Consider the following 12,706-nt stretch of genomic DNA (forward strand, 5'->3'; position numbering starts at 1 on the left):
GAACACCAAAAGTGTATGCACACAGTGCTATTGTTTATGTAGCTGCTAGCGCTGGTGCAATATGTGCCAATGCCACTTTTTACTAGATAAATTGATTCATCCGCAGCGCATGAGCCCTGCCAGCCACCGCGGCTTCGTGGTGCTGCAGTTTCTTTGGATCATCACCGTTGTGAATGAAGATCATCACAAAGATAAAGTAGAACGACACTAGTATTAACCCTAATATTCGTTTGCGTCTACGGCGATCCCGTCCAGGACGCTCGTTACAAAGGAAATTACCATGACCAGTTTTATTCAACCTAGCTTCCCCACCGTACACCCGGGTGTAGCCCGCGCTGAATCGGTCGTCGGCGCAGCACGCAGTCTGTACAAAAATTTTGACTCCACCAAGGGTTTGTCGACCATGCTGCTGGCAGCTGTGGTGTCGGCTCTGGTGGTCGTAGCCGACCAGTTGGTCGATACCTGGGCTGAAGGCCATTTGCTGGCCGCTTGGGTGGCTGTCTGGGCTGTCGGCTTCGCCGCCATCGCCTTGTTTGCCGGCAGCGCCCGCCGTACGGCTGTGCGTGTAGTGGCAACCTTGGATGCCTGGTCGTTGCGCCAAGCCCGTGCCCGTGCCGACCAGCGCCTGTGGGCGACGGCTCTGAGCGACCCACGCATCATGGCAGATCTGCAAGTCGCCATGGGCCGCCGCGAAGTGGCTGAAGTCGCCGCATCAGCTGAAAAGGCGCCCCAGTCGAATCGCATTGCCGCTGCGATGCTGCGCACTTTTGACGCCATGGATGCCAAGGCGCTGAATGCTGCCAACTACCGCATGAGCGCTTTCCGCTAAACCGGCAAGCTTTTAAAAGCACACAGCCCCGGCTATCGCGAGATAGCCGGGGCTGTGTCGTTTCAGGCCTTCAACTTAGGCGTTCAAACGCTTTTCGATGGCGGCCTTGGTGTCCACCAGGGCTTGCGGTAGGTGGTGCGCCAGCTGGGTGAACAGCTCGGTGTGCAGCACCAGTTCCTGTTGCCAGGCGGCTTTGTCGATGCTGGTCACGGTGTCGAACTGGGCTTGTGTGAAGTCCAGGCCGGTCCAGTTGAGTTCGCCGTAGGTGGGGCTGACGCCGAAGATGTTTTCCTGGCCGGCGGCCTGGCCTTCAATGCGGTCGATCATCCACTTCAGCACGCGCATGTTTTCGCCGTAGCCGGGCCAGACGAACTGGCCGTCGGCGCCTTTGCGGAACCAGTTGGTGCAGAAGATAGCGGGTTGCTTGGCGCCCGATGCGGTGATCTTGTCGCCCATGTTCAGCCAATGCTGGAAGTAGTCGCTCATGTTGTAGCCCATGAAGGGCAGCATGGCGAACGGGTCGCGGCGCACCACACCCATCTGGCCGGCGGCGGCAGCGGTGGTTTCCGAGCCCATGGTGGCGGCCATGTAGACGCCTTCGGTCCAGTTGCGGGCTTCGGTCACCAGCGGCACGGTGGTCGAGCGGCGGCCACCGAAGATGAAGGCGTCGATGGCCACACCGGCGGCATCGTCCCAGGCTTCGTCCAGCGCCGGGTTGTTGGTGGCGGCGACGGTGAAGCGCGAGTTCGGGTGCGCGGCTTTGGCGCCAGTGGCTTTGGCGATTTCCGGCGTCCAGTCATTGCCTTGCCAGTCGATCAGGTGGGCGGGCAGGCTGCCGGTGTCTTTTTCCATGCCTTCCCACCACACATCGCCGTCGTCGGTCAGCGCGACATTGGTGAAGATCACGTTCTTGTCCAGGCTGGCCATGCAGTTGGGATTGGTGTGGTAGTTGGTGCCAGGGGCCACGCCGAAGTAGCCGGCCTCGGGGTTGATGGCGTACAGGCGGCCATCGGCACCGGGCTTGATCCAGGCGATGTCGTCACCGATGGTGGTGACCTTCCAGCCGTGGAAGCCGGCGGGCGGCACCAGCATGGAGAAATTGGTCTTGCCGCAGGCGCTGGGGAAGGCGGCTGCCACGTGGTACTTTTTGCCTTCGGGGTTGGTTACGCCCAGGATCAGCATGTGCTCGGCCAGCCAGCCCTGGTCGCGGCCCATGTTCGATGCAATGCGCAGCGCAAAGCACTTCTTGCCCAGCAGCGCATTGCCGCCGTAGCCCGAGCCGTAGGACCAGATTTCGCGGGTTTCCGGGAAATGCACGATGTACTTGGTCTTGTTGCATGGCCATTTCACGTCGGCCTGGCCTTCTGCCAGCGGCGCGCCCACGGTGTGCACGCAGGGCACGAAGGCACCGTCGGTACCCAGCAGCTCGACCACGGCCCGGCCCATGCGCGTCATGGTGCGCATGTTCACGGCGACATACGGGCTGTCGGACAGTTCCACGCCGATGTGGGCGATCGGGCTGCCCAGCGGGCCCATGCTGAACGGCACCACATACATGGTGCGGCCGCGCATGCAGCCGGCGAACAGCGGGTTCAGCGTGGCGCGCATCTCGGCGGGCTCCATCCAGTTGTTGGTGGGGCCGGCGTTTTCTTTCTGCGCCGAGCAGATATAGGTGCGGTCTTCGACGCGGGCCACATCGCTGGGGTCGCTGCAGGCCAGGAAGGAGTTGGGGCGCAGCTCGGGGTTCAGGCGCTTGAAGGTGCCGGCATCCACCAGCTGCTGGCACAGGCGTGCGTATTCTTCTTCGCTGCCGTCGCACCAGTAAATGGCGTCGGGCTGGGTCAGCGCCGCCATGTCGGCGACCCAGGCGACCAGCTGGGTGTGTTTGACGTAGGCAGGGGTGGCGTGGGCCAGGCCCTCGAGGGTGCGTGCGTTCATGGGGAGCTCCTAAGTTGAAAATCGTCTTTTCAAAAGAGGGCTCCACGCGGTATGTGCTGAGAGCGGCCTTTTCAGAAAACGGCTTTGCTACTCAGTCGGCGGGCGGTGCCTGGCACCGCAGGTCGGCTGGGAACTCGATTTTAGGGAGGCCGCAGCCAGTTACGGAGCGATTACATGGAAAATCTATGCAAACGTTGCATCACTTTATGCATGAAATGAGCGATGCCGCAGTGCGCCAGAATTGGTAATAAAAATGGCCACACGCGCAGACAGTAACTGCGCAGATAGCTATGAAAAAAATAGCAATCAATGCAGTGGAGCCAGTGGCTGCCAAAACACACAGAAGGGGGAGGGAGACGAAAACCAGGTCTTACGTTGCGTAACACCCCGCGCCAGCCCTGCGAAGGGGCCTGGCGCACTACACAGCAAGCAGCTAACCCATGCCGGGCCAGCGCTGGTGGCCTTTAGGCCATGGAGACAGCGATAAAGGCCAGCAGGAAAATCAGCACGCCACCCACGATAGGCAGCACGATGGGGATCATCGGCACGATGGATTCGACAGCATCGGCAGGTGCGCGGGCTGGCGTGCCATGGTCATCGGCGTGGGGAGTGCTCATAGATATTCCTTAGTCTGGGGTCGGCGCAATTCTAAGCGGACTTGCAAGTGCTAGAAGTGCTAGGCCGCGAAACGGGGAGACGGCAGTTGTTCGCGTTCCGGCAAATTTCAATGGCAAAGTCTTCCCATGCCCCATGCGCTGCGTTATGGTCCGCTAACGAAGCATTTCGTTGCTAGGAGCCTTTCCATGGTGAAGCGCTTGGTTTCTGATTCCGCCCACGCACCCTTGATCCCGTCGCCGGGGCTGAAGGCTGCGCCGGTGCTGGATTTGATGTGTTCGCACTTCGTGCTGACCCTGGTGGCCCGCCAAGGCCCCAAGTTCAATGTACGGCGCGACCTGAACAGCCTGCTGGCCATGGCCGGCAGGCACCTGGTGTGGCCGCAGCCGGTGCTGCTGCGGCTGCGCGAATTCCTGTCCCGGCGTTGCAAGGACAACGAGTTCTGGCGCGGCCACACGGCCCTGGGCACCACCGAGTTTCTGGAACGCCACGGCATCTGGCGCGGCCCCTACGAAGAAGGCACGCTGTTCTTCTACCTGGACGAATACGCCAAGGACCAGCCCAAAGACCTGTTGTCTGCCCTGGCCGTCACCGGCGAATGGCTGACCCACGCGCTCAAAAAACAATCCACCCTGGTGGAAAAGAACATCGACGCCCTGTCAGGCCTGCTGCAGCTGAACAAGGCCGAGCGTGCGCTCTTGCTCTACGGCACCCTGGCCCGCTACCAGCGCGACCTGCGCACCATCCTGGTCGAGGTCAAGGTGAACAACGCGCCCGAAGCCTATGCGGCGATTGCCGAAGTTGCCGGCGTCAGCCCGGCCGAGGTGGGCGAAGCCTTGCGCGCCGGCTCCCGGCTGGAGCGCATCGGCCTGGTGGAAAACCTGATCTCCGAACACAACATCACCGATCTGGCCGACCTGATGAAGGTCAGCGAAAAGCTGCCACCGGTGCTGATGCGCGAATACCGCGACCAGAGCGAGCTGATGGCCGTCTTCACCCGCCCGGCCACCAAGAGCGCGCTGGCATTGACCGACTTCACCTATGTGCTGGACGACGCCCAGGTGCTGGTCAGCCTGCTGCGCAACGCCGTGGCGCGCAAGGAGCCCGGCGTCAATGTGCTGCTCTACGGGCCGCCCGGCACCGGCAAGACCGAGCTGGCCCGCGTCGTGGCCCAGGCCGCTGGGCTGGACCTGTTTGAGGTGGAATATGCCGACCGCGACGGCAATTCGCTCAGCGGCCGGGACCGCTACCGCTCGCTACAGATCGCCCAGGTGTTCCTCAAGGGCAGCGTGCAGGCCGCGCTGCTGTTCGACGAGGTGGAAGACGTGTTCCCGCCGATCAGCTCCGAGGCCGCACAGTTGATGGCCCGCGCCGAACAGGTGACCGCGCCCGGCAGCGCCTCGGTCAGCGGCAAGGCCTGGGTCAACCAGATCCTGGAATCGAACAGCGTGCCTACGCTGTGGGTGACGAATCGCATCGAGCAGATCGACCCGGCGTTCCGCCGCCGCTTCGCCTACCACCTGGAGCTGAAATCGCCGCCGCCCGGCGCCCGCGAAGGCCTGGTGCGCAAGACCCTGGAAGGCCTGGCGGTGTCCGATGCCTTTGTGGCCAAGCTCACCGAGCGCAAAGGCCTGACTCCCGCGCAGATCCGTACCGCGGTGCGTTTCGCCGGCCTGGTGGCGCCGGCCGCCGATACGAGCTTCGAAGGCTTGATAGACCGCCAGCTGAAGAACGCCGACAAGGCCTTGGGCAATGGTGCGGCCGACCAGGCCGCGCGCCCCTCGTCCACCACCTACAGCCTGGACATGCTGAACGTGGAGAGCCGGTTTGAAATCCCGCGCATCGTCCAGGCGCTGCAGGCGCGTGGCCACGGCACGCTGTGCTTTTATGGCGCGCCGGGCACCGGCAAAACCGCGCTGGCCGAGCACATCGCCCAGGCGCTGGCCAAGCCGCTGATCATCAAGCAGGCCAGCGACCTGATGAGCAAATACGTGGGCGAGACCGAGCAAAAAATGGCCGCCATGTTCAAGGAGGCCGAGGCCGAGAAAGCCGTGCTGCTGCTCGACGAGGCCGACAGCTTTCTGCAAGACCGGCGCGGCGCCCAGCGCACCTACGAGGTCACCGAGGTCAACGAGATGCTGCAAGGCATGGAGCGCTACCGCGGCATCTTCGTCTGCACCACCAATCTGCTGGACCGCATCGACCAGGCGGCGCTGCGCCGCTTTACCTTCAAGATCCAGTTCAAGCCGCTGCTGCGCACGCAGCGCGAAACCATGTTTCTGGTGGAAGCGCTGGGCGGCGATGCCAGCCGCTGGACCGAGGCGCTGAAAACCCGGCTGGCCCGGCTCGACCAGCTGTGCCCCGGCGACTTCGCCGCGGTGAAGCGCCAGGCCGAGATACTGGATGCCGCCCTGGCCGCCGACGAGTTCATGGAGCAGCTCGAAGCCGAGCACCGCATCAAGCCCGAGGTGCGCGAGAGCCGCGGCATCGGCTTCATGCCCTCCTGAAGCCGCGCCGAACCCCCAGCGGGCGGCGTCAGTGGCTCAATCGGTCCAGCCACGACAGATCGCAGCATTCGGCAAACCGGTCGCCCATCAGCCAGACCAGCAGTCCGCAGAACAGCACCGCCAGCACGCAGACCACCAGAAGGCGACCGAACCGCGGTGTGGAGGGCGAGCGGGAGGGAGCTTTGTCGGCCATGGGATTCCATTGTTTTTAAGATAAAAATGGCCTCCAGCGCAGACAGAATAAGCGCGAGAAGCTATGGTTTAAGTAGCATTCTGCGCGCAAATCCATCGCTTCAGCTCAGGCCGGTCACCGGCAAGGCTGCGCCATGCACGGCGCGCGCCGCATCCGAGGCCAGGAAGACGATCACCTGGGCCAGATCGTCGAGCTTGACCCATCGCGCCGGGTCGGCATCTGGCATGGCGGCGCGGTTCTCCGGGCTGTCCAGGATGGTCGGCAGCACGCAGTTCACATTGATGTTTTGTTCGCGCAGCTCGGCGGCCATGGCCTCGGTCAGGCGGATCACGCTGCTCTTGGACGCGCAGTAGGCGCCCATCTGCGCCACACCCTTTTGCGCAGCAAAGGCGCCGACATTGACGATCTTGCCGCCGCCCTGGGCCAGCATGTGCGGCACCAGGCTGCGCGCCATGTTCAGCAGGGTGCGGGCGTTGGTGTCGAACAGCAAGTCCCAGGTGCTGTCGCTGGTGGCGTGCACGGCCTCGCCCATGCGGAAGCCGCCGGCCAGGTTGCACAGCACGTGGATGCGGCCGAAGCGGGCCTCTGCCGCCGCCAGCGCCGCGGCGATCTGGCCGGGGTCCAGCAGGTCGGTGGCCAGCAGCAGGCGGTCCGGGCCGGTATCGCCGAAGCTGTGCTGCAGCGCGTCCAAGCGGCGGTCCAGCAGCACCAGGCGCGCACCCTGGGCAGCAAAGGCGGCGGCCACGGCCTGGCCGAGGTTGCCGGCCGCGCCGGTCAGCATGACGGTGTGGTTCTGGAAGCTCATGCGGTGGCTCCTTGGCGTTTGGCGTCGTGGTAGCGGCCCGTGCCGCGGCTGAACACCTGGTCGCTGCCCAGCACGGTGCCGGGCGCGTAGTCGGGCTGGCCCTGCACCCGCGCGTAGCTGGCGGCAAAGTCGATCTGCGCCAGCGCCAGCAGCTCGTCCAGGTCGTTGATGACGAAATAGCTTTCCTGGAAATCGTCGATCCGGTATTCGGTGCGCATCACCCGTTCCAGGTCGAAGCGCAGGCGATTCGGCGAGGGGTCGTCCAGTGCGAACACGCTTTCCGAGGCCGACGAGGCGATGCCGGCGCCGTAGATGCGCAGCCCGTCTTTTTGCTGTACCAGGCCGAACTCCACCGTGTACCAGTAAACCCGCGCCAGCTTGTCCAGCACGCCCAGCTTTTGCGCCCGCAGCCCGCCCACGCCATAGGCCTGGATGTAGTCCGCAATCGCCGGGTTCATCAGCATGGGCACGTGGCCGAACACGTCGTGGAACACATCCGGTTCCTCCAGGTAGTCGAGCTGGTGCCGCTGGCGGATGAACTGGCCGGCCGGGAAGCGGCGGTTCGCCAGGTGTTCAAAAAACACGTCGTCGGGTACCAGGCCCGGCACCGCCACCACCTGCCAGCCGGTGCGCTGCATCAAGGTGTCGGACAGGCGGCGGAAGTCGGGAATCTGGTCGGCGCCTATGGGCAGTTGGGCCATGCCTTGCACGAAGGCATCGCAGGCGCGGCCGGGCAGCAGCCGGCTCTGGCGTTCGAACAAGGTCTTCCAGATACCGTGTTCTTCGGTGCTGTAGCGCTCCCAGCCCTGGTCTATGGTCCAGTCGGGGCGCTCGGGTGGGCTGGCGTCGCCAGCGGCGAGGCCGTGTTTGCTGCTGGCGGTGGCGGTGTTTTGCATGCGGTTCTGCCTAGCGGTTGAGGGTGTTCAAGGCGGTGTAGAGGGCGTCGGCCTGCTGCGCCAGATCGATGTCCTGGTTCGACAAGCCTGGTACATCGTGGGTGGTCAGCGTGATGGCGACCCGGTTGTAGACGTTCGACCATTCGGGGTGGTGGTTGCGCTTCTCCGCCACCAGGGCCAGCTGGGCCATGAAGCCGAAGGCCTGGGCGAAGTCGGCGAACACGAATTCGCGCCGGACCAGGCCGCCGCGCGCATCGCTGAATTGCCAGGCGGGCAAGGTGGTGGGCAACTGGGCGATCTCGGTGGGGCTGAGGGGGTGCATGTTTGCTCTCTTATTCATAGCTTCCTGCGCAATCTGGATCAGCGCTAAGACGTGGTTTTGCATAAAAAAAGACCGGGTGCCGGTAGGGCCCGCTACCGGTACCAGGTCTTCGGATGGCGACCGTGGGCTCCCTGTCAGGACAGCAAAAATTGCTGGTGGATGGGCAGGGCGTTTGGCCTACTCCATCATCTCCAGGTGCTGCGCAGTTTTATTGCAAAGGTGGGAGCCGGGAAATCCTCCGGCACAGCTTTTGAGCTTCTTGGCGTCAATCCCGCTCACGCTGTTCAGGCCACCCGCCATGACTGGCAGCGCCCGTCACCGGAACCGCGTAATGCATCACCGAAGAGGCCGAGCTTGGGTCGAAGCCCGCTCCGTAGATTTCCAGATCAGGGCCTGATGTGTGTTCGCGGCCAGAGGCTGCCATCCAATTGGAATAGATGTAGTTCACCGTATGGTCGATCGCATGGGCAAATCCCCGATGGCAAAACCGGGCATAGGTCGCGCCATCAATCTCCAAGCTGACCATTCCGCTAGGCAAAGCTCCGATTTTCGTGACTGCAATGGCCGCGTGGTATTCCAATTCATCACCTAGCGGCCGCAGTGCATTGACCACGCCGTAGCAGGTGCCCGGCACGGTGTGCGGGACTTCACCCAGCCGCGAGATGAATGCGGCCCAGAGCGGTGGCAGGCGTTTGCCAAGATTGTTCTTCTCCGAGTCAACCCCAAAGAATTGCGTGCGCATGCCCACCAGCCGCATCGGCTCTTGCGCGCAAACCTCCGGCGCCAAGGAGACGTTGCTGTGAAGGTGGCGCATGTAATTTTCGTCAATATGGAGCTTCTTGACGAATTGCGTCCGGTGGCCAAATCTTCGGTAATGGTTGGGCGTGATGTGAAAGCAGGTTTTGAAGGCGCGTGTAAAACTGGCCTGCGTCTCAAAACCGGACGCCAGTGCGATATCGAGAATGGGCAGCTGCGAGTGCAGCAATTGATCGAGTGCCTTGGCAAATCGCCGCGAGCGAATGTAGGTCTTCAGCGTCTCATTGGTCAGCGCTTTGAATATCCGCTGGAAGTGCCACTGGCTCAGGCCCGCAGCCTCCGCCACGGCATGGGCATCGATTTCAGTCTGCAAATGCGCTTCAATGAAATCAATGCCCCGCTGAACCCGTTGGAGATAAAACACGTCTCGTGCCTGCGGCTAGGCGACTTCGTAGAAGCCGGTCATGGAAGTCAATTTCCCCGTGGCGTTGTACTGGCCAAAACTGTAGCCTTCCCCAATCACCTCGCCTTGCCGGTTGACCATATTCCATTGCGCCATGCAACGCTGGTGGTGGCTGGCAAACTTGCGGGTGACAAAGTGCCCCCCTGGCACTTGCAGGTGAAAATTGGCGATGTACGCGGCCAGCTCATCCCAGCCACTGGCCATACCCAGCGGGTCGCGGTACACACAGTCCGTACTGAGGGCTGCTGCAAACAGAGCGCGCTGCTGATCGACCGTCCCTTCTCGCCACGAGGCGGTGTAGTTTTCCCATGTTTGCATCAATAGGTCGGTCATGTTCGCTCCAGTTGGTTGAAGCGCGATCTTGTCAGCCGCGGCCAGGGCGTTTTGATATTTTGTGCTTTTTTCTGTCCGTACTGGCAAATTGAATAGCCAACAGCGGCGCGTTAATCTGCCGCGCCCACGCAGACCCGCAGCACGGCTTCGCCATAGGCTTCCAGCTTCTTGGCACCGATGCCGCTCACGCCTTCCAGATTGCCCAGGGTCTGCGGCGCTAGCGCGGCGATGGCCGCCAGGGTCGCGTCGTGGAAGATCACATAGGCCGGCAGATTGTGCTCACGCGCCACTTCGGCGCGCCAGGTTTTCAGCGCGGCGAAGCGGGTTTGCGCGCTGTCGTCCAGCGCGGCCACCACGGCGGATTTGGCCGCAGCTTTTTCGCGCTTGGGTTTGCGCTCGGCCGGGCCGGACAGGGATGCGCGCAGCATCAGCGGCACCTCGCCCTTCAGTACGGCGCGCGAGCCTTCGGTCAGGCATAGTGTGCTGTATTCGCCTTCCACCGCCACCCCGCCAATCGCAATCAGCTGGCGCAGCACGCCGCGCAGCTGCTGTTCGCTGTACTCCGCACCCAGGCCAAAGGTGCTCAGCGTGCTGTGGTTGAACTGGTTCACCTTGTCGGTGGTCTTGCCGCGCAAGATGTCCATGATGTGGCCCGTGCCAAAGCTAATACCGCTCATCTGCTGGATGCGGTAGATGGTGGACAGCAGCTTGCGCGCGGCCTCGGTGCCGTCCCACACCTGCGGCGGCTCCAGGCAGTTGTCGCAGTTGCCGCAGGCGTGGGAGGTTTCCCCAAAGTATTTCAACAGCCGGACCCGGCGGCAGTCGGTGGCCTCGGCCAGTCCCAGCAGTGCATCCAGCTTGCCGCGCATCACCTGCTTGAATTCCTCGCCGGCCGGGCTCTCGTCGATCATGCGGCGCTGGTTCACCACGTCCTGCAGGCCGTAGACCATCCAGGCGTCAGCGGCCAGGCCGTCACGGCCCGCGCGGCCGGTTTCCTGGTAGTAGCCCTCGATGTTCTTCGGCATGTCCAGATGCGCGACAAAGCGCACATCGGGTTTGTCTATGCCCATGCCGAAGGCGATGGTCGCCACCATCACAATGCCTTCTTCGCGCAGAAAGCGGTCCTGGTGGGTCTGGCGCAGTTTTGCGTCCAGGCCGGCGTGGTAGGGCAGGGCATTGATGCCGTGCTCGCACAGCATCTGCGCCACCTCTTCGACCCGCTTGCGCGACTGGCAATAGACCACGCCCGCATCCTCGTCGTGCTCGCGTTCGATGAAGCGCAGCAGCTGCGTCGTCGCGTCCTTCTTCTCGACGATGGTGTAGCGGATGTTCGGCCGGTCAAAGCTGCTGACGAAATGCTGGGCCTCTTCGAGTTGCAGCCGCTCCACGATGTCGGCCCGGGTCAGCGCGTCGGCCGTGGCGGTCAGCGCGATGCGCGGCACGCTGGCGTAGCGCTGGTGCAGCACCGTCAGCGCGCGGTATTCGGGGCGGAAGTCGTGGCCCCACTGGCTCACGCAATGCACCTCGTCGATGGCAAACAGGCTCAATTGTCGGCGCGCCAGCAGGTCGTCGAGCAGGTCCAGAAAACGCGGCGTGGTGATGCGCTCGGGCGCTGCGTACAGCATGGTGATGTCGCCGCGCATGAGGCGCCGCTCCACGTCCAGCGCCTCGTCGAACGACAGGGTGGAATTCAAGAACGCCGCCTTGACACCGGCTTCGTGCAGCGCGCCCACCTGGTCATGCATCAGCGCGATCAGCGGCGAGATGACGATGGTGATGCCATGCCCGTCCAGCTGCCGCGCAATCGCCGGGATCTGGTAGCACAGCGACTTGCCGCCGCCGGTAGGCATCAGCACCAGCGCGTCGCCGCCCGCGACTACATGCTCGACGATGGCCTGCTGCGGCCCCCGGAACTGCTCGTAGCCAAAGGTTTCATGCAGGATGGCGAGAGGGGACGAGGACAATGCTTTTGCTCTGGAATGTGTAGCTGCTGGCGCAGGTGGCGATTGCGCTAGGGGCTGATTTGAGGGGTAAACCAGCGTGGGGCTGGTGGGAAGGCGCTATTGTGCCCGTGCCGACAGGGCCCTAAAAAACTGTCGATGTAGATGCGGGCCTGCCCAGGACGCTGGCGCAGCGTCCTGGGCAGGCCCTGGTGGGCTTGTGTAGGAAAGTTTCTAGAACGCCCCATCCGTCGTCACCGACAAGGCCTGCCAAGCCTCCAGTTCCCCCCGCAGCGCCTCAATCTTCGCCCCAACAATCCCCACCGCATCGCTACCTGCCGCGAAGCGCAGAGGTGGCGCGGGATGTGCCGCCAGCTGCAGCAGCACCGCAGCCAGCCGCGCCGGGTCGCCGGGCTGCAGGTGGTTGCGGGCACCAAAGCCTGCGCTGATCTGTGCCGACTGCGCGGCGTAGTCGGCGATGGCCTGGCTGCCAAAGCGCATCGACTGGCCGTCCAGAAAGTCGGTGCGGAATGCGCCCGGCTCCACGATGGTGACGCGGATGCCGAACGGGGCCAGCTCTTGCGCCAGCCCTTCGGAGAAGCCTTCCACAGCGAACTTGCTGGCGCAGTACAGCGAGCCGCCCGGGATGCCGCGCATGCCGGCGATGGACGAGAGGTTGAACACCCGGCCGGCGCGCTGCTGGCGCATTACCGGCAGCACGGCCCGCGTCACGTGGAACAGGCCGAACACATTGGTGGCGAACTGTTGCTCCGCATCGGCCGCCGTGCTTTCCTCAAACAGACCTAGCTGGCCGTAGCCCGCGTTGTTGACCAGCACGTCGATGCGGCCAAAGCGGGCCACGGCGGCCTGCACCGCGGCCTGGGCCTGGGCGGCGTCGGTGACGTCCAGGTCCAGCGCCAGCAGGCGGTCGTCGGCCAGGGTGATGCTGTCGCGCTTGCGGGCCGTGGCGACCACGTTGTGGCCGGCGGCCAGCGCGGCCTGCACGGTGTGGGCGCCGATGCCGCGCGCTGCGCCGGTGATGAACCAGTTGTGGGGTTGGAAAGACATGGTGTGGCTCCTGAATGGTGAAGAGCTTGACTATCCGCCTG

At 63.6% G+C, this 12,706-nt stretch carries 12 protein-coding genes; 2 read left to right on the forward strand and 10 right to left on the reverse strand.

What is annotated here, in order from left to right:
* Positions 1–280: 280 nt before the first annotated feature.
* Positions 281–829 (forward strand): hypothetical protein, encoded by a 549-nt coding sequence (locus J2X19_RS17735; protein WP_310375158.1) that lies wholly within the window; start codon positions 281–283, stop codon positions 827–829.
* 75 nt (positions 830–904) lie between these two features.
* Here the strand turns inward: J2X19_RS17735 and J2X19_RS17740 are convergent, their stop codons facing one another.
* A complete protein-coding gene (locus J2X19_RS17740) occupies positions 905–2,767 on the reverse strand; it encodes a phosphoenolpyruvate carboxykinase (GTP) (RefSeq protein ID WP_116607591.1) in 1,863 nt (620 codons plus the stop codon).
* 464 nt (positions 2,768–3,231) lie between these two features.
* Entirely contained in the window at positions 3,232–3,384 is a 153-nt protein-coding gene (locus J2X19_RS17745; RefSeq protein WP_165830864.1) for a hypothetical protein, read from the reverse strand.
* Between the two features lie 186 nt (positions 3,385–3,570).
* Here J2X19_RS17745 and J2X19_RS17750 point away from each other — a divergent pair, with 186 nt between their 5' ends.
* Complete coding sequence (locus tag J2X19_RS17750; RefSeq protein ID WP_116607590.1) at positions 3,571–5,889, forward strand: ATP-binding protein; 2,319 nt, start codon at positions 3,571–3,573, stop codon at positions 5,887–5,889.
* 28 nt (positions 5,890–5,917) lie between these two features.
* Here J2X19_RS17750 and J2X19_RS17755 read toward each other — a convergent pair whose 3' ends face one another.
* The 8 genes from J2X19_RS17755 to J2X19_RS17790 all read right to left on the reverse strand — a co-directional run bounded on the left by J2X19_RS17755 (position 5,918) and on the right by J2X19_RS17790 (position 12,665).
* Positions 5,918–6,082 carry a hypothetical protein gene (locus J2X19_RS17755; RefSeq protein ID WP_310375159.1) on the reverse strand — a complete coding sequence of 55 codons (165 nt, stop codon included), beginning with the start codon at positions 6,080–6,082 and terminating at the stop codon, positions 5,918–5,920.
* A gap of 100 nt (positions 6,083–6,182) precedes the next feature.
* The gene (locus tag J2X19_RS17760; protein ID WP_310375160.1) at positions 6,183–6,887 is read right to left on the reverse strand and encodes an SDR family oxidoreductase; all 705 of its coding nucleotides are present in this window, start codon (positions 6,885–6,887) and stop codon (positions 6,183–6,185) included.
* Positions 6,884–7,783, reverse strand: a complete 900-nt coding sequence (phhA, locus tag J2X19_RS17765; RefSeq protein ID WP_310375161.1) for a phenylalanine 4-monooxygenase — start codon at positions 7,781–7,783, stop codon at positions 6,884–6,886. The genes J2X19_RS17760 and phhA overlap by 4 nt, the downstream gene beginning before the upstream one ends.
* 10 nt (positions 7,784–7,793) lie before the next feature.
* Positions 7,794–8,105: a 4a-hydroxytetrahydrobiopterin dehydratase gene (locus tag J2X19_RS17770; protein WP_310375162.1), complete on the reverse strand. Its 312-nt coding sequence runs from the start codon at positions 8,103–8,105 to the stop codon at positions 7,794–7,796.
* 265 nt (positions 8,106–8,370) lie between these two features.
* A complete protein-coding gene (locus tag J2X19_RS17775) occupies positions 8,371–9,285 on the reverse strand; it encodes an AraC family transcriptional regulator (RefSeq protein WP_310375163.1) in 915 nt (304 codons plus the stop codon).
* 15 nt (positions 9,286–9,300) lie between these two features.
* Positions 9,301–9,657 (reverse strand): nuclear transport factor 2 family protein, encoded by a 357-nt coding sequence (locus J2X19_RS17780; RefSeq protein ID WP_310375164.1) that lies wholly within the window; start codon positions 9,655–9,657, stop codon positions 9,301–9,303.
* Positions 9,658–9,767: 110 nt separating this feature from the next.
* On the reverse strand, positions 9,768–11,621 hold the full coding sequence (gene recQ, locus J2X19_RS17785; RefSeq protein ID WP_310375165.1) for a DNA helicase RecQ: 1,854 nt from the start codon (positions 11,619–11,621) through the stop codon (positions 9,768–9,770).
* 210 nt (positions 11,622–11,831) lie between these two features.
* Entirely contained in the window at positions 11,832–12,665 is an 834-nt protein-coding gene (locus J2X19_RS17790; RefSeq protein ID WP_310375166.1) for an oxidoreductase, read from the reverse strand.
* Positions 12,666–12,706 lie beyond the last annotated feature (41 nt).

The sequence above is a fragment of the Rhodoferax ferrireducens genome (assembly GCF_031458075.1).
Classification (GTDB): domain Bacteria; phylum Pseudomonadota; class Gammaproteobacteria; order Burkholderiales; family Burkholderiaceae_C; genus Rhodoferax_B; species Rhodoferax_B ferrireducens_A.